This is a genomic window from Pseudoalteromonas atlantica, from assembly GCF_043641955.1.
Lineage (GTDB): Bacteria > Pseudomonadota > Gammaproteobacteria > Enterobacterales > Alteromonadaceae > Pseudoalteromonas > Pseudoalteromonas atlantica_A.
In genome coordinates this window covers 148728-173714 of sequence record NZ_JBHZRV010000004.1, presented here as the reverse complement: position 1 = coordinate 173714, position 24987 = coordinate 148728, and the positions used below count along the sequence as shown (strand labels likewise).

Below are 24987 nucleotides of genomic sequence, written 5' to 3'. Positions count from 1 at the left end.
CGGTTCACTCAAATGTCATTATCAGGATTCGGTGCACTGGCGGTGGGCAGAAAGGTGACAAATCCTTTCATCTATCTGCCTATTGCATTTTCGCAAAAGTATGAGAATAGGCTCTGTTTGGCGGCGGATAACCTAGCCAAAAAAATCGAGACGCCAAACGTCGTTTGCATTCTGGCCTGAACTTGCCAAACGGTTTGTATTTTCATGGCAATACGTCTTTTTAGGTGTTTTTAAGTGAATTCAGCCTGTATCCCTTGTCAGGTATGGGATTGCGCGAGTTGATTTATATCGAGACGCCAAACAGTGATTGTTACGGCAGTTTTACGTTTGGCGTTTCGACCCAAAAGCCAAACGGATAGTGGTTTTGGCTTTTGGGGTTAATTGGATGGGGAAATTGGTTTGGTAGAAATCGTCAATGAACAATGGAAATCAGAAGTATCAAATTTATTGCAGCAAGAAACAGACAGGCTAAAAGCGCTGGCACGAGCTGAAGTTGATGACTTTTGGGTTACCCATTACAAGGTTCGTGAAAATGAGCCCTTTAAAGACTGGGGGCTGCTTGGTGTCCGTATCAGAGACTTTAAGTATGGCTTTGGCATAGAATGGTATATCAACAGCTTTCACGGTCAACGAGGCAAGCGTGTAGTCTTTAGTAAAGGACTGCGTATCTCAAAGACGAAGCTGAGATACTCATTTTTGGACTGCCAAGGTTTGGCCAAAGAATGGGAGCTAGCGCTGGCCATGGAGAAAGAAGAATTCTTCAGTGATGTTCGACGCCAGGTTGATAAGCTCAACATGCTTCGTCGAAGAGTCAATGCATATTGACGTATTTGATTTTCTAAAGCAGCAAAAAAACAGAAATGGCGTATATGATTTCCTTAAAAATCAAGGAGACTAGGTTCTCCTGTTGTATAGTTGTTTGAAAATTTAGGCTTAACAGGAAGAGTTATGGCAAGGAACAAAAAAAGTAATCGATATAGTTATGTGCAAAAGCAGGCAGAACACGCAAAATTTTACAACAAAAACTTCAATAAAACTTCGAGTTTTAGCTCTGTATTCAGCGGGTCACATTTCAAAAATACATCTCTGGTTGGTGCAAAGTTCAAATATTGCAATCTCAATAATGTGAGATTTGAAAACTGTTTGTTACAGGGAACTCATTTTAAAAAGTGTACACATGACGGCCTTAAGTTTGAAAGATGCATATTGATTTCAACTTCCTTTGAGCGTATGCAGTTACATGGTGTCGAATTTGTTGATTGTTATATTTTAAGTACTAACACTCATGTATGTAAGCAGTTTCAAAACAGCAAGGTATATAACAGTTTTCCTGATGGTGCTCAGTATCCTTCTGATTTAATGAGTATTGTTGATGTTTTGAGAGAGAATTCTTGTATAAGAAAATCCGGGGTGCTTCATAGGAAGGGCGGCAAAGTAAATACAATTGCACTGGATTTTTTGCTTGATGAATTCGGAGTTAACTACCTAATCAATAACTTGTCTAAGCTAAACACACTAGAGTCCGATTTCTATACATTGAGTTATATTTCGGCATTCTTGCGGAGGGTTGGAAATCCTGATAGCTTAGACATTACCCGGCCCACAGCAACATAGAAAATACCTACGATAACGGACGGATACCAGTCTACGGACCGATGCGGGTTGAAAGTTGAAGTCGTTAAAACGTTAGTGGAGGTGATGCCTATGGTGTTGGATTTTATGACAGTGACAGCATTTTTTGTTCTTTGTGCCTATAAACTTTTAGTAAAGCTCCTTTCTATGTCTAGCTGTGTGGTTAATTTACATTTATTTCATTATTTCACTCGCGGTAACTGGTCCCAGCGTGTTGTATAAGCGGGAGATAAATGCTCTCGCTTCATCGACCAATCTTTCTTCGTACCTTGTCCAGCAAAGAAAACCTTTCCGGCACCACTTTGGTTAATGGTGTCCAATACAGACATTAGCTGCTGGCTATTAGAGCGGGTTGATACGTCATCGAATAGTCCTGGTTGAAACATGCCTGGATCGTAAAAGTCAGACAGCATGACGCCCGCTTTGGCATAACGAAAACCATCCTTCCAAATCCGCTTGAGTAAGTGATTGGCCAGCTCGATAAAATCCCTAGTATCACAACTGGGTATCAACAACTCGCCCGATGCGGAATTGCTGTACTGCGGCTCGTTGTCCTTAAAGGGGCTGGTTCGTATGAACACAGTCAGCACTTTGGCTTGCTGCTGTTCTTTGCGAAGCTTCTCAGTGGCGCGGGTTGCGTATTCGCATACGGCCTCACGTAACAATTCAAATTGCGTTACTTTTACGCCAAATGAACGGCTACAGACGATTTGCTTCTTAGTTGGCGGGATCTCTTCTAGTTCAATGCACGACTCACCATTGAGCTCTCTGACGGTTCTTTCTAAAACCACCGAAAACTGGTCTCTGATGGCTCTAGGAGAGGCATTGGCTAGGTCTAAGGCTGTGGTGATACCCAACGCATTTAAACGCTTAGAAAGCCGTCTACCAACGCCCCAAACATCATCAACCGGGACTAATGCGAGCAATCGACGTTGCCGATCTGGATTAGTTAGATCTACAACTCCTTGAGTGGCGGGGTATTTCTTGGCGGCATGGTTGGCCAGTTTGGCGAGTGTTTTAGTCGGTGCAATGCCTACACAGACGGTGATCCCAATCCAGTGGCCTATGCGCTCTCGCACTTGTTGTCCGAACTCGACAAGAGATATGGCCGACTCAATACCGGTTAAGTCCAAAAACGCTTCGTCAATGGAGTAAACCTCTACTCGTGGTGCCATCTCTTCCAAAGTGCGCATCACTCGACTGCTCAAATCTGCGTACAGCGCATAGTTGGACGAGAATGCCAAAATACCATGGCGCTGCATTTCAGCTTTGATCTGAAAGACGGGTACGCCCATTTTTATACCGAGTAACTTAGCTTCACGCGACCGTGCAACCACGCAGCCGTCGTTGTTGGACAGCACCACAACCGGCGTATCTTTTAAATCAGGACGAAACAGCTTCTCACAACTGGCGTAAAAGTTGTTGCAGTCCACCAAGGCAAATACAGGCATGGGATAGTCACGACTTGCGGCGCATGTTTCGCACCACATTGGTGACCACACCAAATATCTCTAACTCGGTCCCTTCAGGAATATGAATGGGCTCATACGCCTGGTTTCTTGGGAGCAGCTTGACGCACGGCCTTAGTTGAAGCTCCTTTACCGTGAGTTCACCATGAATACCAGCAATGACAATATCACCGTGTTCGGCTTGGATAGAGCGATCAACCACCAAAATATCATCTGGGTGAATCCCGGCATCAATCATTGAATCACCTTCAACACGCACAAAGAACGTTGCAGCCGGTCGCTTGATGCAAAGCTCGTTAAGGTCGAGCGTTTGCTCAACATAATCCTGCGCTGGTGAGGGAAAACCAGCAGAAACACGTTCCATGAACAATGGAATACGAAGGCGCTTGGCTTTGATGAAGGCAAGTGCGCCGCTACGGCCTATCAGTGAGACACTCATGACGAACCTCGAAAAATCATAATTAATACTGTTTGTTTATACAGTATCTAATGCTATGCTGATTTCTACAAGTAAAATTGTAGGTAAAACTGATATTGTTCGAGTAAGACGCTGTGTTGTCGGTGATTTATTTTTTGTGTTGAAAAACTAGATGTGGGGATAGCTTGCCCTCGTCAAAGCCTGCAAGGCTTGGACAATACTGCTTCTGCCTACTGCTCTTGTTTCTGTTACTGATCCTGTTACTGCTACTGGTTAACGCATGGGTCAAGTAACCGTCAAACAAGGCTTGTTGAACCCTTTGCAAAGGGTTTAAAAAAAGTTAGTAAAATTCTGCTTCGTATTGAATTTACAGGCTTAAAGCGAAGTCAGGAGCATCATTAAAATGCTCAGTCGAACTCAGTTCAAGCCTTTTTCAACCGTTTGAAAAGGGGTTGGCTAAGCCATACGTAAAGGGTATCGGTAAGGGTTACCCAAACGGTTTAGCTAAGGCTTTCTGAAAGGCTTAGCTAAAGCCTTCATACATGGGTTCACCCAGTAGAAAGATTAAAAAAACGCTGAAGTATCCAAGGTGCATTTTGTACAAACGCGTTTATAAACGAACAGGGCACAGTGAAATAACCCAAAGCGAATAATAGAATTGAAGAGGAACCATCAATGACAAGAGCCCCTGCGCCATTTCCGCTAGAGCGCCTCGCGGATATCCCAGATAGACCAGAAGATTTTAGATTGCTGGAACGGATTCCTTTAACGCGTGAGCCGCAGGCCTGGCCACTTGAACTTTCTCCTATGGTCGGTGATGAACAGCCAATGGTGCTGCTCGATACAGAGACAACCGGACTGTCTGCCGATGATGAGTCCATTATTGAGCTTGGTATCGTTAAGGTGCTTTACAGCCCCTCAGCTAAGCGGATTGTGTCGATTGTTGATGTGATCAGCTTGTATGAAGATCGCGGCAAGCCAATCCCCGAGCTGATTACCGAGTTAACCGGTATCACCGATGATATGGTGCAAGGCCAGCACATTGATGATTCACTGGTTGCGAGTTGGTTATCCGATGATCCGCTGGTGGTTGCACACAATGCGCAGTTTGATCGTCCTTTCTTTGAAAAGCGGTTTGCCGCATTAGGCCATCTATCTTGGGCCTGTTCAGCTAGCGGCATAGATTGGAAAGCACTGGGCTTTGAAAGTCGGAAACTTGAGTACCTGCTGCTTCGCTTAGGTTGGTTCTATGAGGGACACCGAGCTGCAACCGATTGTTTGGCGATGGCCTGGTTGTTCCATTTGTTGCCCGAGTCCGTTGCAAGCTTGTTGTCTGAAGCAGACAGGCGAACTGTGTTAGTTCGTGCGTTCGGTGCGCCGTTTGACGTAAAGGACTATTTAAAAGAGCGCGGTTACCGCTGGCATGACGGTGTTAAAGGTGCCAACAAACATTGGTGGCGCGAAATCAGCGAAGACGAGTTGCCGCAGGAACAAACTTACCTGGATGATTTGTATCATCGTGGCTCAGAACATGCCCACTATGACTACAAAGATGCCCGCAATCGATTTAAAGCTTTGTGGCTCTCTATAAGGTAAGCCTTGCATATTTGAAAACCTCTGGAAAATGGAAAGTGAACTCATGGTTTAACCAACAAGAGGAATCTTTCCATGTACCAAGACACCTACATTGAATACTGGGGCGAAATCTTCGTCTCTGCCCGCATCATTGAATTTGGCATCACGTTCGAGCGCTTTCTTAAAGATCCATGGAAGCATTTGATGTCCTGTGGCCAAGAGTCTGCCCCAGACGCGATTGCTGAAGGGATGCTGCCATTGCTACCAGCCCAGGCAGAAGTTGCTAGGCGCGTTCGGGAGAGTGAGCAACGAGTCCTGATGTCTACAGAGTCGGACAAAGGTGCATCGCATCACGGTAACATCGTGGTGCCACTGGTTCGGGTAGCGCATTGATAGCGGCTATCATCGATGGCACCAAACAAGGTCTTCACACCGATACCTGAGCGGCAATTGCAATCCAGATCAAAAAGTTGCCGCTTAGTCTTTCCTACAAAATAATTTGTGATAGGATGATACCTAATAAAATTAATTAGGTTGAAGCCTATTCAGTGTTTTATGGCCATCTGTCCAGCTTCAACCGGTAGAGATTGCTAAGTCATTGCGGATAAAGAGCAGCATTGAGTGACACTATTCAATGTGATTACGCGATGTCTGACCGTACTTTATAAACAGAGTTTTAAGAATCTGGTTGAATTGGATAAAAAAGACGCATGACAAATGATGGTCTGAAACAAACGGTAGTGACGAAGCCAGATAGGCTTTCGCAGTTAGCGCAGTTGCCACAAGCAACCAGGGATCGCATTGCCCACATCGATTTCACCTTATTGTTTAAGGGCGAAGCGGTGCGGGCGGATTTAGTCGATCGCTTCAGCATAGCGGCCGCACAAGCAACGAAAGACTTCACAATGTACCGAGAGCTTGCACCAGGCAATATTGAGTATGACCAAAAGCTCAAATTGCATAAGCGTGGTGAAGCTTTTGAGCCCTTGTTCGACTATGACGTTGTGAGAACGCTGGCGACGATTAGCCAAGGGTACGGAGATGGCTTTACTGGAAAGGTAAAACCACCTCTTGCTTGTGAAGCTCCTTATCACCTTAACAAACCGAGTTTATCGATAGTAGCGAAAGTCACCGAAGCCATTCACAAAGGCAAAGCCTTGAGTATCACCTATGTGTCGTTATCGAGTGGTGAAACAACCCGTGAAATCGTGCCGCATACGCTGGTGGACAATGGTCTGCGTTGGCATGTTCGTGGTTTTGACCGCAAGCATGGTGAATTCAGAGACTTTGTATTGACCCGCATTAAAGCAGCGGTTGTGCTTGAAGATTCCACTTTGTCGCCCTCTATTGTTAAAGAAAGTGAGCTCGAATCCCAAGACCGGCAATGGAATCGCTTTGTAGAGCTAGAGTTAGTGCCACACCCACGCATAGAGCACAGCGAAGCGATTGAACTGGATTATGGCATGGCGGGCGGCGTTCTAAAGGTTGAGATTAGAGCGGCATCGGCAGGCTACTTACTCAGACAGTGGAATGTGGATTGTTCTACCAACGCCACACTCCAAGATGGTGGAGCTCAATTGTACTTAAAGAACAGAGCAACACTTTATGGAGTTAAAAACATCATGCTAGCTCCAGGGATTGAAAAAGAACTTGGTAACTAATGCACAAAAACGAACTTGGCGCAGGGAATAAATTTTGATGAAAATAATCGATAACCTTAACAACCTATTAGGTGACGAGCTTCAACAGACGCTGACACCGAATACAAAGTTAAAGATTGCTGCGTCTTGCTTTTCTATTTATGCGTATGAGGCTCTCAAAAAGGAGTTAGCGAAGATAGACTCACTTGAGTTCATCTTCACATCACCTACTTTTGTCGCGGATGAAGTTACCGATAAATTCAAAAAAGAAAAACGAGAGTTCTTTATCCCCAAAGCTGGTCGTGAACGCAGCCTTTACGGAACTGACTTTGAAATACAGTTAAAGAATAAGCTCACTCAAAAAGCGATCGCTAAAGAGTGTGCAAACTGGATCAGAAAGAAAGCGACATTCAAATCAAACAAAACTGATTCTCCAATGCAGTCGTTTGTTGTGACGGAAGCATCTAGACAGCAAGCAGAGGCAATAAGTGCAGTTTTTGCTCCGGTTAGCGGTTTTACAGCGGTTGATTTGGGGTATCAGCGAGGCAATGCTATTTCGAATTTTGTGCAAAAAATCGATGAGCCAAATTTCACAGCGCAGTACTTACAGTTATTCGACCAAATTTGGAAAGACCCTGCGAAGCTTCAAGATGTTACTAAAACAATTTGCGAGCATATAGAGTCTGTCTACCAGGAAAACTCGCCTGAAAAAGTCTATTTCATTATTTTGTATAACATTTTTAATGAATTCCTTGATGATATTACAGAGGATGTATTACCAAATGATCGAACCGGCTATCAGGACACCTTGATTTGGAACAAGTTATTTAACTATCAAAAAGATGCTGCGACCGGGATCATCAATAAGTTAGAGACCTATAACGGCTGCATTCTGGCTGATAGTGTTGGTCTTGGTAAAACATTTACAGCGTTAGCTGTCATCAAGTATTACGAGCTCAGAAACAAATCAGTGCTGCTTCTATGTCCGAAAAAGTTAGCGGATAACTGGCTCAACTTTAATCGAAACCTAAAAACAAATATCTTTGCTAAAGACCGTTTTAGTTACGATGTTTTGTGTCACACAGATTTGAGCCGAACCTCTGGCGAATCCTTCGGTACTCCGTTGAATAGAATCAACTGGGGTAACTATGACCTGGTCGTCATTGATGAGTCGCATAACTTTAGAAATAACGATGCAGTGAAAGATCGAGAAACTCGATATCAGAAACTGATGAATAAAGTTATTCGCGCTGGCGTGAAAACCAAAGTCCTGATGCTATCAGCTACACCAGTGAATAACAGATTTACTGACCTAAGAAACCAGCTTGCGCTAGCTTATGAAGGTGAGTCGAGCAATCTCACAAAGCATCTTAAAACCACAAAAAGCGTAGAGCAGATATTCAACCAAGCACAAGCTGCATTTAACGCTTGGTCCAAACTAGATCCAGAGACACGAACAGCTAAAGCCATACTCGATGCCTTGGATTTTGACTTTTTTGAACTGCTTGATAGCGTCACTATCGCTCGCTCACGAAAGCACATCACAACTTTCTATGACACAACAGATATTGGCCATTTCCCTGAACGTAACAAGCCAATCTCGTTTCATTGTCCGCTTACTACTCGTTCGGATGTAGTAAGCCTGAATGAGATCTTTGAACAGCTTAAGCTACTCAAGCTATCTGTTTATGCGCCAGTGAGTTATATCCTCCCGAGTAGATTGAAGAAATACGAGGAAATGTATGACACGCAAGTTGAAGGCGGAAAAGGTAAGTTAAAGCAAAGCGACCGTGAAAAAAGCTTGGTTGCATTGATGACAACGAACCTTCTAAAGCGTCTTGAGAGCTCCGTATACTCGTTCAGAAGTACCTTGCAATCTCTCCATGATAACCATGTTCGTGTTCTTGGCATTATCGACGAATTTTATAAGCGAGACGGGCAAACCGAAGTGAGCAGTCTCGTTGAAGCGCTTGAGTCTATTGAAGCAGATGAAGACGATATGCCTTCTTATCACGATATGGAAATCGGCAACAAGATCAAAATCAAGCTGATGGATATGGATCTTCCATCCTGGCAGCAGGATTTAGATGGCGATTTGGAGCTGATCAAAGGGTTACTAGATTCTGTTAGCAAAATTAAGCCAGAAGAAGATGCTAAGTTGCAGCATCTGAAATCACATATTGCTGCAAAAATATATAATCCGATAAATCCTGGAAACAGGAAAATCATCGTGTTCACGGCGTTTGCTGACACCGCTCAATATCTGTACGAGCAGTTGTCACCTGCGATGTTAAGTGAGCATAGAATCCATACTGCGATGATCACTGGTGGTGCCAGTTTACCTAAGACCACCTTAAAAACCGGACGAAAAGACTCTCATCGTACCAAGAGCTATGACACACAAGAAGTGCTCACCTTGTTTTCTCCAGTTTCCAAATCGAAAGCTAGTGTATTACCTGACGAACTCGCTGAAATCGATTTGTTGATTGCTACAGACTGTATCTCTGAAGGGCAGAACTTACAGGACTGCGATTACTTAATTAACTTTGATATTCATTGGAATCCAGTTCGGATTGTTCAGCGCTTTGGGCGTGTTGACCGTATTGGCTCGCCGAATAAATGTATTCAGTTAGTTAACTACTGGCCTGATATATCGCTGGATGAGTACATCAACTTAAAAGAACGTGTTGAAAGTCGAATGACGATTGTTGACGTGACAGCGACTGGTGATGATAACGTTCTAAGTAGTCAAGCGAATGATGTGTCGTACCGCAAAGAGCAGTTAAAGAAACTACAAGAAGAAGTCATCGAGCTTGAAGATTTAAAAACGGGGGTTTCTATCACCGATCTAGGTCTAAACGAATTTCGAATGGACCTACTTAATTTAATGAAACTCTACGGCGAACCAAGAAACGCACCAAGTGGCATGCATGCGGTGGTTGAAGCTAAGCCTGAATTAGGGTTATTGCCTGGCGTGGTGTTTGCGCTGAAAAACGTCAATAACAGTATCGATAGAGATCTGCAAAACAGGCTCCACCCTTATTACCTTGTCTATGTATCGAATGAGGGGCACATCGTCGCTAATCATTTTGAGGTAAAGAGACTATTAGATTTAATCCGCAGTAGCTGTAAAGGGCAAACAGAGCCGCTCAGTGAGATTTGTGCGTTATTTAATCGCCTAACACAAGACGGTCGAGATATGCAGCGTTACTCTCACCTTCTAACAGATGCCATAAAAAGCATGGTTGAAGTTAAGGAAGAAAAAGATATTGATAGTTTGTTCAGTGGTGGCGCTACCTCGGCGTTAGTGAATACATTTGCCGGGCTTGATGACTTTGAATTGCTTGCATTTATTGTGATCCAGCAAAAGCAGCTGATGGAAAACAGTGCCCAGGGTGAGGTTAGCTAATCTATGAACTCACCTTGGATATTTCCTGACAAAGCAAAGTTCGGTCGAGTCGTGCCAAAGAACAAAATATACGAACACAGTGCGGCAAGCGCTGGATTGAAGTCACTTTTTGTAGAGCAAGTAGAGCAAATCCTTTGGGCTTACAAGCTATCGCCCAACACACTGAATATTCCTCAAACTGGTGAGATCAGTGAAATACAGGTTTTCAGTGTGAAGCTTAAAGGTGACTCGATAGACGACAGCGTACTTAAAGCGATTGATTTGGCCATACCTTTTCCCATTCTATTTGAGGTATGGGGTGCTAGTGGTGAGCAAGGCCACTACGCCGCTTGCTATAAGCGAAAGGCAGAGAACGATCAGGCCAAATGGGTTTGTAGCCGATATTTGTGCTCAGAGTCGTTCTATTTAGGTAATGCATCAACAGTAACTTCTGAAGTATTGGGTTTACCAACTGCAATCGATATGGCGGAGCTGTATCAAAAGCTTCTTACTCGTTTGTTACCCATACCCAAACGAACCGCTGAGAGCATTGAAGAGGTCATTGAACGCCTGGTGGCAATTCAGACATTGGAAAAGCAAATCTCGCAGTATAGGAAGAAGGTTCATGCTGAGAAACAGTTTAACCGAAAGGTTGAGCTCAATAAGCAGTTAAAGAATTTAAGGTGCGAGCTTGAAGAGTTACTCGCATAAAGAATATACAGATAAACAATTTTAATCAGTTAAATAGTGCCACATGCTTTTTATGCAAGGCATCACGCAAAAGGTAAAACACATGGATAAATTAAAGATGCACAGCCCCGACATGACGCAACAAAACATAGAGAAAATTCAGGCGTTGTTTCCAAACTGCGTGACGGAATCAAAAGGGGCTGACGGAGAGCTAAAGTTAGCCATTGACTTTGACCAACTTAAACAAGAGCTATCAAATTCAATCGTTGAAGGCCCGCAAGAGCGCTATCAGCTGAACTGGCCCGGTAAGCGAGAAGCACTACTAACAGCGAATGCACCTATTGCCAAGACCTTAAGACCTTTTCGAGAAGAAAGTGTCAATTTCGACACCACTGAAAACCTCTTTATTGAAGGTGATAACCTTGATGCGCTAAAAATGTTGCAAGAAACCTATTTGGGCAAGGTTAAGATGATCTATATTGATCCGCCATACAATACAGGCAATGATTTTATTTATGATGACGATTTCTCAGTGAATTCAAATGATTTTTTAGTAAGCTCAAATCAAAAAGATGAGCAGGGGAATCGTTTAGTTTCTAACTCTGAATCAAATGGAAGGTTTCACTCTGATTGGATTACTATGATTTATCCTAGGTTGAAGTTATCTAGAAATTTAATGACTACTGATGGAGTAATATTCATCAGTATAGATGATAATGAGTTGGCTAATCTTAGAAAAGTCTGTGATGAGGTTTTTGGAGAGTATAATTTTATTGGTGTTCTTTCTGTAGAAAATAATCCAAAGGGAAGAAAAAACTCATCTTTCATTTCTGTAAGTTCTGAGTATTGTGTGATTTACGCAAAAGATAAAAATCAATCTTACTTTTTAGAAAATGTACCTAAAAAGTCATCAGATATGGTTTTGGATGAGGATGGTAAATATGTTCATGCCAGTGGCAAGAGAGTTATTGTCGGGGAGAACTCCTTTAATAATGCAGTGGATAATAATGATTCAGATAAAAACTATTCAGTATACTACCGAGATAAGGACGGTGATCTTGTAACAAGAAAAGAGACAATTGATGAAAGGGATGACTCCTTGCTAAAAGAAGGCTATATAAAATATTTTTCTCATAATAAGGGTGTTTTAGTTGAAAATACTTATACTGAAAGCAAACTAAAAGAACTGCACGCTAAAAAGTCATTAAGTTTCTCTGGTGAAAAAATATATGAAAAAAATTTCAATGACACGATCAGAATAAAAAGCCAATTAGTCAATAAAAAATATGAAGCGATTATTGATGGAAAGAAATGTCAATTCAGTATGGAGTTAACCACCACAGGTGCTGGTACATATATTAAGTCTCTATTTGAGCTGGATAATTCACCTTTTTCCGCGCCAAAGAATATTGGTTTTATTAAAATGCTAATATCTTTACTTGATGGCGATGATTTTACTGTGCTTGATTTTTTTGCAGGTTCTTCTTCAACTGCTGATGCTTTAATGCGGTTAAATTCACAAGACGGTAAAAATCGAAAGTTCATAATGGTTCAATTGCCAGAAGATCTAGATGAGTCTCTTGAGAGGGTATCATCTCCTATAGAGAAGAAAGTAATCAAAAGTGCGATTTCAATCTGCAAATCTTTATCCAAAGAACACTACTTGACCGAAGTTTCTAAAGAACGCATTCGCCGAGCTGGCACCAAAATATTAGAGGGCGAGTGCCACCAAGACTGGAATAAAGACGTTGGCTTCCGAGTGCTTAAAGTTGATACTTCCAATATGGCAGATGTGTACTACTCGCCAGATCAAGTTACTCAGGGTTCGTTAGACTTATTGGTAGATAATATTAAACCAGACCGCACTGATGAGGATTTACTCTTCCAGGTACTGCTTGATTGGGGCGTCGATTTAACCTTGCCAATTAGAAAAGAAACGATTCAAGGTAAATCGGTATTCTTTGTCGATGATGATGCGTTGGTGGCCTGTTTTGATCTGCGTATAAATGAAGCTTTGATTAAAGAGTTAGCCATAAAAGAACCACTTCGCGTAGTGTTCCGTGATGACGGCTTTGAGTCTGATGCAGTAAAAATCAATGCTGAGCAGATTTTCAAGCAAGTGTCGCCGCATACTGAAGTTAAAGCGATATAAGGGGGGGAGCATGAAGTTAAAGTTCAAAGTCCAACCTTATCAAACTGTTGCCGTTGAATCGGTTGTTGACTGCTTTGCGGGGCAACCTAATACCTCCGGCGTAACCTACCGAATCGACCCTGGTGTTGCCAAAGATAAATTTGGTAATGCTGGCTGGGATATGAGCGACCAAGACGGTTTTAAAAATGCTGAACTCGCGATCACTGAATCGCAGTTATTGCAAAATATTCATGGTGTGCAAAGTAGACAGAATCTCCCGGTTTCAGAAGCGTTAGTCAGCAATGCTAGCTCTAAGATTAATCTCGATGTTGAAATGGAAACCGGTACTGGTAAGACATATTGCTACATCAAAACCATCTTTGAGATGAATAAGCGCTATGGCTGGAGCAAATTTATTATAGTTGTGCCTAGCATCGCCATTCGTGAAGGTGTTTACAAGTCGCTGCAAATCACAGGTGAGCATTTTGCTCAGAATTACGACGGTAAAAAGGCTCGGTTCTTTATCTATAACTCGAAACAATTGCACCAGTTAGAGAGTTTTTCTTCTGATAGTGGCATCAATGTCATGGTCATTAATATTCAAGCCTTTAATGCGTCAGGAAAAGACAATCGACGTATTTATGAAGAGTTGGATGACTTCCAGTCTAGGCGTCCTATTGATGTTATTAGTGCAAACCGTCCAATCCTGATTTTGGATGAGCCGCAGAAGATGGAAGGTAAGAAGACATTAGATGCCTTAGCCAAATTCAAACCACTGATGGTACTTCGATATTCGGCCACGCATAAGACAACACATAATAAAGTGCATCGCCTGGATGCGCTTGACGCTTATAACAATAAGCTGGTTAAGAAAATTTCCGTTCGTGGTATTTCAGTAAAAGGCTTGGCGGGAACGACAGCCTATCTATATTTGGAATCCATCGAGATCTCGAAAAAAATGCCAGTGGCTCGCATTGAGATCGAAGTTAAACAGCAAAATGGCATCAAGCGAATACCCAAGAAGGTCACTAAGGGCGATAATCTTTTTGATCTTAGCAATGGTCTGGACCAGTACCGTGACTTTGTGGTTACTGATGTCAACGCGATTAACGACACGGTTGAATTCAAAAATGGCCATGTGTTAACCGCGGGCGATGCCACGGGAGACGTGACCGAAGAGACCATTCGCCGAATACAGATCCGCGAGACAATTAAAGCGCACCTTGAAAAAGAAAAAACACTTTTTAACCAGGGTATAAAGGTTCTCTCTCTCTTTTTTATTGACGAAGTAGCAAAATATAGAGACTACTCTCAAGCCGATGAAAAAGGTGATTATGCTCGCGTCTTTGAAGAAGAGTATTCCTTGCTTGTACAGGAGTATATTGATGAGTTGTCCCTTTTGCCAAGTGAGCAGACTGATGCCTATAAAGCCTATCTATCGGCCATTGAAGGCTCTAGAACGCATAATGGTTACTTCTCAATTGATAAGAAATCAAATCGTCTTCAGAACCCCGGCTTTAAAGTCCGTGGTGAAGATGCCGGCCTATCAGACGATGTAGATGCCTATGATTTGATTTTAAAAGATAAGGAAAAGTTACTCTCGTTTGAAGAGCCTACTCGATTTATCTTTTCACACTCGGCTTTGCGCGAGGGGTGGGATAATCCAAACGTATTTGTCATGTGTATGTTAAAACACAGCGACAACACTATCTCTCGTCGTCAAGAAGTTGGGCGTGGTTTACGTCTGGCCGTCAATAAACATGGTGACAGACAAGACCATCCGGCAACTGTGCATGAAATTAATGTTTTGTCGGTGATTGCAAGTGAAAGCTATAAAGACTTTGTCACGAATCTGCAAAAAGAGATCAGCGAGTCTCTTTCAGCGAGACCTAGAAAAGCAGATGAAGCTTATTTTACGGGTAAGACAATTACAACTGCTGATGGACCGGTAGAAGTAACACCTGTCATGGCTAAGCAAATTTATAAGTATTTGCTTAAAAATGATTATACCAATGAAGCTGACGATTCAATTGCGCCATCATTCCACCAGGCTAAGGCTAGTGGACAGTTAGCGCCAATGCCTATTGAGTTAGAGCCTTATAGAGAGCAAATATTGACTCTGATAGATGGTGTTTATAGTGAAGCGCAATTGCCAGGTGTTGGTGATGATCGTAAACCTAAAAACAATCCTTTGAATGCTAATTTTGATAAAAAAGAGTTTCAGGAGCTTTGGCACAAAATCAATCGCAAAGCGGTTTATAAGGTTGATTTTGATTCATCTGAGTTGATTAAAAATTGTATTCGGGTACTCAATAAAGAACTTAAGGTAACGCCTCTTCAATACACCATTCAAGATGGTGTTCAATTGGATGGCATTACCGATGAACAACTTAAAGCTGGACAAAGTTTCAAGGTGAAAAACACCGAGACTGAAACTCACCAATCGAGTATTCATTCTGCTGTTCGTTATGACTTGGTTGGTAAGTTGGCTGAAAATTGTGTACTGACTCGCAAAACAGTCGCTGAAATTCTGATGGGTATAGAACCTGTTGTATTTGCGCAATTTAAGCAGAATCCTGAGCATTTTCTCGCTGAGGCTTCACGTCTTGTGAAAGAGCAAAAGGCATCTGTAATTATCGAGAAGCTAACATACGATCCAACGAACGAATCTTATGATGTTGATATATTCACGGCAGAGCAAAAAATCACTGATATGACAAAAGCAGTTAGTGGCGTTAATAAGCATATTTATGATTATGTTGTCGTTGATTCACAAGGCATTGAACGAGACTTTGTTACCGAGCTTGATACAAGCAAAGAAGTTGTGGTTTATGCAAAACTGCCTCGTGGTTTTCTGATACCGACGCCTGTTGGCGACTACAACCCTGATTGGGCGATTTCTTTCAAAGAAGGAAGTGTTAAACACATTTACTTTATTGCAGAGACTAAAGGAACGATGTCGTCGCTTGAATTGCGTGGCATAGAAGATCGCAAGATTGAATGTGCTAGGAAATTCTTTGAAAAAATTAATGCAGAGATAACGAGTGAAAACGTCAAATATGATGTTGTAACGAGTTACTCGAAATTGATGGAAGTCGTAAGCGGTTAGTTGTTTCTGTTTTTATATCGGGCTGTCAGTTCATCTGGCTGACAGCTCACTTTTAGTTACATAACAATAATTGGAAAATTGAGTCAGCAGATTGAGTCTAAATGTCGCTCACTCATGCGGTTATATTTTAAGTATGGTTGTTGACATGACGGAGTAATTGCATGAATCCTGAAAAATACAATAGAAGTATAAGCTTGCTTTGCCCGACTTGTGGCTGTTCAGACTTTTCCTATGAAGACGGTTGCGATGAAACAATACAAGTAATGACTTGTGCATCTTGTGGCCGAGAGTTCAATAAAGATGAGCTTATTCAAGAGAATAGCGAAAATATTGATGAGCACCTTTCTGAAATCAAGGAAGAAGTTTTAAAAGACGTTCAAGACGAACTACGTAAATCTTTGAAAAAGGCTTTTTCTGGTAGCAAGAATATAAGGATTAGGTAATGCCAGTAACTATTGATGCAGGTGATGTGATAGCTGGGTTAGCTTTCCTTTTATCTGGCTACGCAACATGGCAAACGGTCAGCTTTAATAAGAGGCAGAAGTCACTTGTCGAAAGCCAAGAAAAGCTAAACACCATTCTCTTGGAAAAAGAAAATGAAGATGCTCTGAAAGGAAAGCAAGCTGACCTTGGTGCATCAATTATAAAACTTGGCAGCAGTAAGTATCGGCTTAAGGTTTGGAATAAAGGAGCTGCTACTGCAAGAAACGTCAGAATTGAGTTCCCTGAAGGTAACGATTTAGTTATTGAATCAGAAGTGACTGGCAAATTTCCGATGGAAAGCCTCGAAAAGTATCAAGCCGTTGAGCTAATAGCCGCTGTTCATATGCAAACGAAACGAAAGCATGTTGTTCGGTTAGTTTGGGAAGATGATGCCCAGTCTTACAATGAAAAGCTGTCTTACCCCACACTGTAATGTAACTGTCGGTTTTCTCACTAGAACGAAAACAACTACAGATAAATGCATATTTCTTTCGGCTATCTAACATCTTCAGTTGCTAAAGAACCTTCACACTATCGTGTCGGAGGTTCACTATGTTCAAAAACCTATTTTTTCAAATCAAAGCACTACCAGAGCTTTCATCGCAACTGGATGCAGAAATTCCACGCTACCCGCCATTCCTGAAGGGGTTGCCAGCTGCGTCACCCGAGGATTTGCAGTCTACACAAGACGAGCTAATTGCCAAGCTGCGCCAAGTACTTGGCTTTAACCAGCGTGACTTTCAAAAGCTGATCCAGCCCTGCATTTATCATCTGGCTGCTTATGTTCATTTGTTGCCAGCTTCTGAGCATCATCATCACAGTGGTGCTGGTGGTTTATTACGTCATTCGTTGGAAGTTGCTTTCTGGGCGGCACAAGCAGCTGAAGGGATCATCTTTGTTGCCAGTGGCACACCGGTTGAGAAAAAAGAGCTAGAGCCAAGGTGGCGTGTTGCAGCGGCTCTTGGCGGTTTGTTCCATGATATTGGTAAGCCCGTTTCAGACCTGTCTATCACAGACGAAGATGGACGCTATCAGTGGAACCCTTTTTTGGAAACCTTATCTCAGTGGACCACAAATAACAGCATTGAACGCTATTTCATTCGCTGGCGCGATGGACGGTGCAAGCGGCACGAGCAATTTTCAATTCTGGTGTTAAACCGGGTGATGACACCTGAGTTGCTCGCCTGGTTAACCCAGCCGGGCCCAGAGATTTTGCAAGCCATGCTGGAAGCAATTGGCAATACCGATCCCGAGCATGTCCTGGCTAAATTGGTTATTGAAGCTGACCAAACCAGTGTCCAGCGAGACCTGAAAGCTCAACGAATTTCCGTTGACGACAATGCCCTTGGTGTCCCAGTCGAACGCTATCTACTTGATGCCATGAGGCGATTACTTGCCAGTTCCCAGTGGCTGGTCAATCAGCGAGACGCCAGAGTCTGGGTACGAAAATCGAATCAATCAACCCATCTTTACCTGGTTTGGAAAAGTGCGGCTAAGGACATCATTGAGCTATTGGCCAAAGACAAGATACCTGGCATTCCAAGAAATCCCGATACCCTTGCGGACATCCTCATTGAACGAGGATTGGCCACAAAATCCGCCTCAAATGAGCGATATGAAAGCCTTGCCCCTGAAGTGCTGATCAAAGACGACAAGCCAATCTGGTTACCCATGCTGCATATATCTGAGGCCGATTTATTGTTCAGCTCGAATGTACCAAGTGGTGTGACACTGTTTAGCAAATCTGAGTGGGAAGCAACACAGCAAACACAAGCAGAGCCACAGAGTCGCTCCAGTGAGCAGCCAGGCTTGCCTGAAGCGTCATCATCAATCGAACATAGAAAATCGACTGAGTCGCCATCGACAAAACCGTCCGACCAAGATGATAAACTTCGTCATGCCAGTGATGTTAATCACCTTCAGGCAACTGAAAATGCTCCAAGTGATGGATGTGAAAAGCCTAACAATTCTCATGATGACGCTATCTCAAATAACGTAAACCAGTACGATACAGAAGCAGTGAATCTGCCTGAATCTTTGGCATGGCTCCCAGAGGCCAGTAGTGCGTTGGTTATGGTTGGTGAACAGCTTCTGATCCGCTATCCCGATGCCGTAAGACCTTGGTGTGCTCCCCGAAAACTGCTTGCTGAACTCAGTCAATTAGACTGGCTTGAATTAGATCCCGCAAACCCGACGCGTAAGGCCAGAACTGTGACTACGAAAGATGGCGTTCAGGAGCAAGGGTTATTGCTGAAGGTATCGATTTCTAAAGGGCTTTCTGTACTGATAGACCTTTCCAATCAAGACGCAGAACCGGTGTCAGCAATTCAGAACAAAGAGGCTTCACAGCGTCCGAGTCGAACTGAGACAACCAGTGCCCAAGCAAAAGAGCTCGCCACAAGAGCTGAGCGTAAGCAAAAGCCGATAGCGCCCAATGCGAACTCAAGTACAGACCTCAAACACGCGCAGCGGCAACAGATGGTTAATTTTGTGAAAGATTTGCCCATCTTACTGACCGATGGCGATTACCCAGACGTGGATCATAGTGCCGATGGTATTCGCGTCACGATTCAAACCTTACGCCAAGTCGCCAATGAGCATGGCATTCCAGCCGGACAGCTGCTTCGGGGGATCTCGGCCAGTGACCAATGCCAGTTTGATGAGGGGGAAACGGTTCTGTTTACCGCTCACGCTAAACGTTAATCCATTTGAAGTTAAGCGGATTGTAAACGGTTATTTTGCGGAGCATGAATGAAAGAAAACGCATATGAGATGCCTTGGCGCACGAACTATGAAGCCATGGCAGCAGCAGGTTGGCTGGTTGGGGCAACTGGGGCAATTGCCGCAGAAATGCTGACAGAGTTACCACCTGAGCCATTTTGGTGGATGACAGGGATTTCCTCGGGCATGGCGTTGTATCGCCTCCCTGAGGCTTACCGTCTTTATAAATTGCAGAAGGGACTAAAAGGCAAACCTTTGGCTTTTATGGAGCTGTCGCATTTGCAAAAAGTGATGGCAAAACATCCTGATGAATTGTGGTTAGGGTATGGCTTTGAGTGGGACCAACGTCATGCTCAACGCGCTTATGAAATCTTAAAGCGGGATAAGCAAACCTTGCTTAACCAAGGTCACGGCAAACAAATGGGTTCGACCTGGATTCATGGTGTTGAGCCCAAAGAAGAAGATGTGTACCAGCCAGTTGGTCACACTGAGGGGCATACCTTAATTGTCGGTACGACCGGTGCGGGAAAAACACGATGCTTTGATACGATGATCACTCAGGCCATTTTGCGCAATGAAGCCGTGATTATTATTGACCCCAAGGGAGACAAAGAACTTAAGGATAATGCACAGCGAGCCTGTATTGCCGCCGGTAGTCCTGAGCGCTTTGTGTATTTTCATCCGGGGTTTCCAGAGCATTCAGTACGACTTAATCCCCTGAGGAACTTTAACCGGGGTACTGAAATTGCTAGCCGAATTGCGGCCTTAATCCCATCCGAAACCGGTGCTGATCCATTTAAAGCCTTTGGTCAAATGGCACTGAATAACATAGTGCAAGGTCTGTTGCTTACGTCACAACGTCCTGATCTGAAAACACTGAGACGATTCTTGGAAGGTGGCCCAGAAGGCTTGGTAGTAAAAGCCGTCACGGCCTGGGGGGAGCAGGTGTATCCGAAGTTTAGTGTGGAGATTAAACGCTTTACCGAAAAGGCCAACACCTTGGCTAAACAAGCCATGGCGATGCTGCTTTTCTACTACGAACGCATTCAGCCCGTTGCCGCCAATACTGATTTAGAGGGGCTATTGAGTATGTTTGAGCATGACAGAACTCACTATTCCAAGATGGTGGCCTCATTGATGCCGGTGCTCAATATGCTCACATCAAGTGAACTAGGTCCATTGCTATCACCTATTGCAAACGATGTGGATGACAGCCGGTTAATTACGGATTCTGGCCGTATTATCAACAATGCCCAAGTGGCCTATATCGGGTTGGATTCATTGACCGACGCCATGGTTGGTAGCGCCATTGGTTCGTTGCTTTTATCCGATCTCACCGCCGTGGCCGGTGACCGCTATAACTATGGTGTTGAAAATCGTCCCGTAAATATCTTCATCGATGAGGCGGCTGAAGTCGTCAACGATCCCTTTATTCAACTGCTCAACAAAGGTCGTGGCGCAAAAATGCGTTGTGTGATTGCTACTCAGACATTTGCTGACTTTGCAGCTCGAACAGGCAGTGAAGCTAAGGCTCGCCAGGTGTTAGGTAACATCAACAACTTGATAGCCCTTCGGGTGATGGATGCCGAAACGCAGCAGTACATTACCGACAATCTGCCTAAGACTCGGTTGCAGTACATCATGCAAACTCAAGGTATGTCGTCCAACTCGGACAGCCCCGCGTTATTTACCGGCAATCATGGTGAGCGCTTGATGGAGGAAGAAGGCGATATGTTTCCACCGCAGTTATTAGGCCAGCTACCTAACCTGGAGTACATCGCCAAGCTTTCAGGTGGCCGTGTGATCAAAGGTCGCATTCCTATTTTAACCAGCTCTACACAGGCAGCATAAGGAGTCTGTATGCATCATTCTGTTTGTCTGAAAATGACAGCACTTACCAGTCAAGAAATGCTCGCTCAGTGGCAGCAACATAACCCCCAGTTCAAGGAAACCTTAAGACTACTTGAAACCGACTGGCCTCATGCTTTGGCTTCGGTGTGTTGCTTGGCGGACTACTTAACGGATGCGCTCACTTTAGATGGCCATTCCATCTTTGATTTGTGTCTGTGTAATGGCTTGGGCAGTTATGAAGAAGTCAGTTGTGATGATGACAGTGTACGCCTGTGGCATTTCATTGAGGCGCTTACCTGGACTGCTGCCAGTGCTTTAACTGGGATTCGCCTGCGTGATCCTGACCATTTCGAGTGGGCCGCCGTGGATGGTGTGTATTTCCACACCTGGATTCGTAATCGTCCAAATCGGATGGCGTATTTGGCTGAAGGACGCATCGAGGTGCGTTATGTCAGTGGTCATACGACGACAAAGCGGCTTCAACAAGTGATTAAAGCCCGGATTATGACGCCAACCGTTGCAGCCATGCTGGCCCGAGTAGAAGAGGATGTTTGGCATGAGCAAGCATAAGTCGGTTTGGCTACTTTGTCTGGCGCTGATGCTAGAGATTATTGCCATTGGCGTGTTAGTGCCCGGTGATTGGACTGGCCGGGTCATTAGTAAAGAGAAGCAGATGATCCAAAATCAATTGGGAGCTCAAACAAGCTATTGGATTGGTCAAACTAGCCATGGCTGGTATCAGTCATGGATTGTGGATACGCAGATGGAGCAATCTGTGCGTGATTTTCTAATCCCCACTGAAGAACAGCGACTTCGTTCTAAAGGGATGGAGAACATGGGAGGCTTTTGGTTTGTCTGGGTGGAAGACCGTATTCAGGCATTTTTTGATGTGCTGTACCAAGTGTTCACTCGATTTGCTTTGCTGATGGTCTGGTTACCCTTTGCGCTTATTCTCATGTTACCGGCGCTTTGGGACGGCTTGATGACCTGGAAGATTAAGAAGACAACCTTTGATTTTTCGAGCCCTATCATTCACCGCTACAGCATGATTATCCTGGGCTCAGGCGTCATCTTGCTGTTTATGGGATTGTTCGCCCCGTTGGCTATTCCACCGGTGGTGTTACCGTCGCTGATCATCGGTTTAGCATTAATGGCGGGGTTGGCGTTAAGTCACTTGCAGAAGAAGATATGAGGCCAGTTAGGCCTCATCTTGTAGAGCTAAAACCTGACGCCTACGGTATTGCCGTTCTCGTCTTCAGCTGGCAAATGATAAGTATCAATAAGGTGACCTTGAAGCCAAATATATTGCGGCATCCAAAACGAGTACTGTCGTATAAGAGCCAATACTTCTTTCAGCGGTTTGTTTGCATGAGGCTCGGCAAGACGAAAGTACATGAATGAGCAATCATCTCGAAAGTACTCCTGAAGCTCTGAATCCGATAGCGTTTCTTTTAGCGGCCTGTTTTGTTCGTCGTCCTCATCAGGGGAGTTGGCATAAATTTCAAATAGCTGCTTTTCAGTGAGCATCTCCAAGAAGTGGTCTCCAATTAAAACCCCATCACTGGTATCGACATCCATACCATCTTTGACATCAAAAGCCATGACACATCCAGAAGATAACGCCACTTCTGATAGTTTAAGTAAGTCATTAGCTTGCACAACTTGATGCCAATGATTAAAACCAACAGAGATTGCAACTTCATCGAGTGCTTGAGTGTGTGTAATGGATTTTTCACGTTTAAGCTTTCGTGCTTTTTGCTTTAAACGTTCAACCGTGTCAGAGGAAACGATTTTAGTAATTTGCATTGAGTTTCTCCTATTAGCGAATACGGTGCCCACTGCCGAGGTCGCAGAAAAAACCTAAGCAAAAAATAAATTTGATATGCATGTCGTCCCGTCCGGGTTTGCTAAAGTGGGCAGCTGGTCTCGACACGACCAATATCCTCATCATATCAACCGCATCAAAAAGATCAATTGTTAGTCTTGTCTGAGTAGAACCCTCAAAACCTTCAAGAATTCGGCATCTAGCTGACCACTGAAGCTGCCAATCCCGAGGCATTCTTCACTTCTCAATTCAAACAACGAGGAGTGACTATGGAACCTGTGAATATTCCATCCTATATCGATGACCCGCCGCACTTCCTGCTTTGGAGTGCCGATGAGATGGCTCCCATTCTGTTGGGGCTAGTGATCGGCATTTTTACCGGTAATGCCTTGGTTTTATGCCTGTTGGGGTTGGTGACAACCAAACTCTATCGGCGCTTTCGTGATGGCCGCCCAGATGGTTTTATTCTTCACGCCATCTACTGGGCCGGACTGTTGCCAACCAAAGCCAAGACGATCCCTAACCCATTTATCAGGAGCTATCTGCCGTGAAGTTCGACGTGTTTTTAAAATCATGGCAAGGCACGCAATTAGAGAACCGATGGCAACGGTTTCTGATTGCAGTACTGGTGCTATCTAATTTGCTGCTTGCGGTAGCAGCATTTTCTCGCAATACCGTGGTAGCCATTCAACCGCCAACCTTGTCTGAAACGGCTGAAGTGTCACGAAACCAGGCTACTCAGCCTTACTTGGAATCCTGGGGGCTCTACCTGGCTGAGCTTATGGGCAACGTGACGCCGGGTAATGTGTCTTTTATCCGGGTTGCTATTGAGCCGCTACTTTCTCCAGCGGTGTACCAGCAAGTGGTCGATGCACTGGAGATTCAGGCAAGACAAATCCGGGAAGACCGAGTCACGCTCAAATTCCAACCCAGACAAGTGGAGTATGAGTATGAAACCGGCCATGTCTTTGTGACCGGTTATTCCTTGGTCTCTGGACCATCTGGAGATGAACAGCGCCAAACTCGCACCTATGAGTTTGATATCGATATTGAGCAATACCGTCCAAAGCTCAGTTGGATGGATACGTATGAGGGGCAAGCTAGAACGAAGCGAGTTCGTGAAAAGTTGACCCAAGAGCAAAACCGGAGGGTGAATGATGCGAACCAAAATTAGTCGATGGATGACACCAAGCTTAATCGCAATGAGCTTGAGTGGCGTCCTGTTATCTCAAGCGTCGTATGCAGACGTGGAATTGCCGATTGTACCAGCCAGTGTGATGAAGCAGTCTGCTACTGCAAATCCACCGGTTCAAAGCAATACGGTTGCAGCGGATGCGCCAACAACGTTACTGATGACACCGGGGATTAATGAACTGCTCCCTGTAGCACTTGGGCATCTGAATCGGATTGTGACGCCGTTTGAATCGCCTCAGGTGAGAACAACCAGTGATGCTCAGACGCAAATCAAGGGGAATGTTGTATATGTGGCCACGGACAAAGAATCACCGGTTTCACTTTACATCACTCCGCCTGGTCAGGAAGCGCCCGCATTATCTGTCACCTTAGTACCTCGTCGTATTCCACCGCGTGAAATCACCTTAGCTATTGATGGTCAGCAGTGGCCTATTAAGGGCGTCGTGAACCGAAAAGCCGCCACTTGGGAAACGACTCAGCCATACGTCGATAGCTTACGTGATTTACTCAGACGCCTTGCACTAAATGAGTTACCACAAGGCTATGACATCCGTTTAGCTGGCCAAACTGACACAAGCCCGAAATGTTTTCAGCCTGGCTTAAAGTTTGGTTTTAAGCAGGGGCAAATTGTGACGGGACATTACTTCACCGTCTATGTAGGACTGGTTGAAAGCTTTGCCGATGAGCCGATAGAAGCCAGTGAAATAGCCTGTCATGCACCAGATATAGTGGCAAGCGCCTACTGGCCTCGCAATATCTTGTTGCCGAGTGAAAAGACTGAGTTGTATGTGGTTGTTCGCAATCATCGTGAAGAAGCGGTGGAAAGTCAGCGACCTTCGCTTCTTGTGGGAGGTGAATAAC

General features: G+C 44.2%; 21 protein-coding genes. 18 read left to right on the top strand and 3 right to left on the bottom strand.

Annotated elements, in window-relative coordinates:
- Window positions 1–381: 381 nt before the first annotated feature.
- Both mobI and ACHUE3_RS10325 read left to right on the top strand, forming a co-directional pair.
- Window positions 382–825 (top strand): conjugative transfer protein MobI(A/C), encoded by a 444-nt coding sequence (mobI, locus tag ACHUE3_RS10330; RefSeq protein ID WP_024024504.1) that lies wholly within the window; start codon window positions 382–384, stop codon window positions 823–825.
- Between the two features lie 123 nt (window positions 826–948).
- Complete coding sequence (locus tag ACHUE3_RS10325; RefSeq protein WP_282156827.1) at window positions 949–1614, top strand: pentapeptide repeat-containing protein; 666 nt, start codon at window positions 949–951, stop codon at window positions 1612–1614.
- A 200-nt stretch (window positions 1615–1814) separates the two neighbouring features.
- Here ACHUE3_RS10325 and umuC read toward each other — a convergent pair whose 3' ends face one another.
- A complete protein-coding gene (gene umuC, locus ACHUE3_RS10320) occupies window positions 1815–3083 on the bottom strand; it encodes a translesion error-prone DNA polymerase V subunit UmuC (protein WP_249566368.1) in 1269 nt (422 codons plus the stop codon).
- Window positions 3084–3090: 7 nt separating this feature from the next.
- Entirely contained in the window at window positions 3091–3540 is a 450-nt protein-coding gene (gene umuD / locus ACHUE3_RS10315) for a translesion error-prone DNA polymerase V autoproteolytic subunit (RefSeq protein ID WP_350654230.1), read from the bottom strand.
- 654 nt (window positions 3541–4194) lie between these two features.
- Here umuD and ACHUE3_RS10310 point away from each other — a divergent pair.
- From ACHUE3_RS10310 to ACHUE3_RS10250, 13 genes are all read left to right on the top strand, one after another.
- A complete protein-coding gene (locus ACHUE3_RS10310; protein ID WP_394192337.1) occupies window positions 4195–5115 on the top strand; it encodes a 3'-5' exonuclease in 921 nt (306 codons plus the stop codon).
- 183 nt (window positions 5116–5298) lie between these two features.
- Window positions 5299–5487 (top strand): hypothetical protein, encoded by a 189-nt coding sequence (locus ACHUE3_RS19895; RefSeq protein WP_463530596.1) that lies wholly within the window; start codon window positions 5299–5301, stop codon window positions 5485–5487.
- Between the two features lie 317 nt (window positions 5488–5804).
- Entirely contained in the window at window positions 5805–6755 is a 951-nt protein-coding gene (locus ACHUE3_RS10300) for a WYL domain-containing protein (protein ID WP_394192335.1), read from the top strand.
- A 37-nt stretch (window positions 6756–6792) separates the two neighbouring features.
- On the top strand, window positions 6793–10143 hold the full coding sequence (locus ACHUE3_RS10295; RefSeq protein ID WP_394192334.1) for a helicase-related protein: 3351 nt from the start codon (window positions 6793–6795) through the stop codon (window positions 10141–10143).
- A 3-nt stretch (window positions 10144–10146) separates the two neighbouring features.
- Complete coding sequence (locus ACHUE3_RS10290) at window positions 10147–10833, top strand: DUF4391 domain-containing protein (RefSeq protein ID WP_095498767.1); 687 nt, start codon at window positions 10147–10149, stop codon at window positions 10831–10833.
- 82 nt (window positions 10834–10915) lie between these two features.
- The gene (locus tag ACHUE3_RS10285) at window positions 10916–12964 is read left to right on the top strand and encodes a site-specific DNA-methyltransferase (protein WP_394192333.1); all 2049 of its coding nucleotides are present in this window, start codon (window positions 10916–10918) and stop codon (window positions 12962–12964) included.
- 10 nt (window positions 12965–12974) lie between these two features.
- A complete protein-coding gene (locus tag ACHUE3_RS10280) occupies window positions 12975–16052 on the top strand; it encodes a type III restriction-modification system endonuclease (RefSeq protein WP_394192332.1) in 3078 nt (1025 codons plus the stop codon).
- Between the two features lie 161 nt (window positions 16053–16213).
- Complete coding sequence (locus ACHUE3_RS10275; RefSeq protein ID WP_161729450.1) at window positions 16214–16495, top strand: ECs_2282 family putative zinc-binding protein; 282 nt, start codon at window positions 16214–16216, stop codon at window positions 16493–16495.
- Complete coding sequence (locus tag ACHUE3_RS10270; RefSeq protein ID WP_394192331.1) at window positions 16495–16968, top strand: hypothetical protein; 474 nt, start codon at window positions 16495–16497, stop codon at window positions 16966–16968. Before ACHUE3_RS10275 ends, ACHUE3_RS10270 begins: the two co-directional genes overlap by 1 nt.
- A 119-nt stretch (window positions 16969–17087) precedes the next feature.
- A complete protein-coding gene (gene mobH, locus ACHUE3_RS10265) occupies window positions 17088–19238 on the top strand; it encodes a MobH family relaxase (RefSeq protein WP_394192330.1) in 2151 nt (716 codons plus the stop codon).
- 48 nt (window positions 19239–19286) lie between these two features.
- The gene (gene traD / locus ACHUE3_RS10260; protein WP_394192329.1) at window positions 19287–21107 is read left to right on the top strand and encodes a conjugative transfer system coupling protein TraD; all 1821 of its coding nucleotides are present in this window, start codon (window positions 19287–19289) and stop codon (window positions 21105–21107) included.
- A gap of 9 nt (window positions 21108–21116) precedes the next feature.
- The gene (locus ACHUE3_RS10255) at window positions 21117–21677 is read left to right on the top strand and encodes a conjugative transfer protein (RefSeq protein ID WP_394192328.1); all 561 of its coding nucleotides are present in this window, start codon (window positions 21117–21119) and stop codon (window positions 21675–21677) included.
- Entirely contained in the window at window positions 21664–22299 is a 636-nt protein-coding gene (locus ACHUE3_RS10250) for an IncC plasmid conjugative DNA transfer DtrJ family protein (protein WP_029627967.1), read from the top strand. Before ACHUE3_RS10255 ends, ACHUE3_RS10250 begins: the two co-directional genes overlap by 14 nt.
- A 26-nt stretch (window positions 22300–22325) precedes the next feature.
- Here ACHUE3_RS10250 and ACHUE3_RS10245 read toward each other — a convergent pair whose 3' ends face one another.
- Window positions 22326–22913, bottom strand: a complete 588-nt coding sequence (locus ACHUE3_RS10245) for a plasmid-related protein (protein ID WP_394192327.1) — start codon at window positions 22911–22913, stop codon at window positions 22326–22328.
- A gap of 288 nt (window positions 22914–23201) precedes the next feature.
- On the opposite strand from ACHUE3_RS10245, the gene traL reads away from it, so the two are divergent.
- The 3 genes from traL to ACHUE3_RS10230 are packed head-to-tail and all read left to right on the top strand — an operon-like array spanning window position 23202 to window position 24986.
- The gene (gene traL, locus ACHUE3_RS10240; protein WP_000433889.1) at window positions 23202–23483 is read left to right on the top strand and encodes a type IV conjugative transfer system protein TraL; all 282 of its coding nucleotides are present in this window, start codon (window positions 23202–23204) and stop codon (window positions 23481–23483) included.
- Window positions 23480–24106: a TraE/TraK family type IV conjugative transfer system protein gene (locus ACHUE3_RS10235; RefSeq protein WP_000667170.1), complete on the top strand. Its 627-nt coding sequence runs from the start codon at window positions 23480–23482 to the stop codon at window positions 24104–24106. The genes traL and ACHUE3_RS10235 overlap by 4 nt, the downstream gene beginning before the upstream one ends.
- Window positions 24090–24986 carry a TraK domain-containing protein gene (locus tag ACHUE3_RS10230; RefSeq protein ID WP_394192531.1) on the top strand — a complete coding sequence of 299 codons (897 nt, stop codon included), beginning with the start codon at window positions 24090–24092 and terminating at the stop codon, window positions 24984–24986. The genes ACHUE3_RS10235 and ACHUE3_RS10230 overlap by 17 nt, the downstream gene beginning before the upstream one ends.
- The last annotated feature ends 1 nt before the right edge of the window (window position 24987 follow it).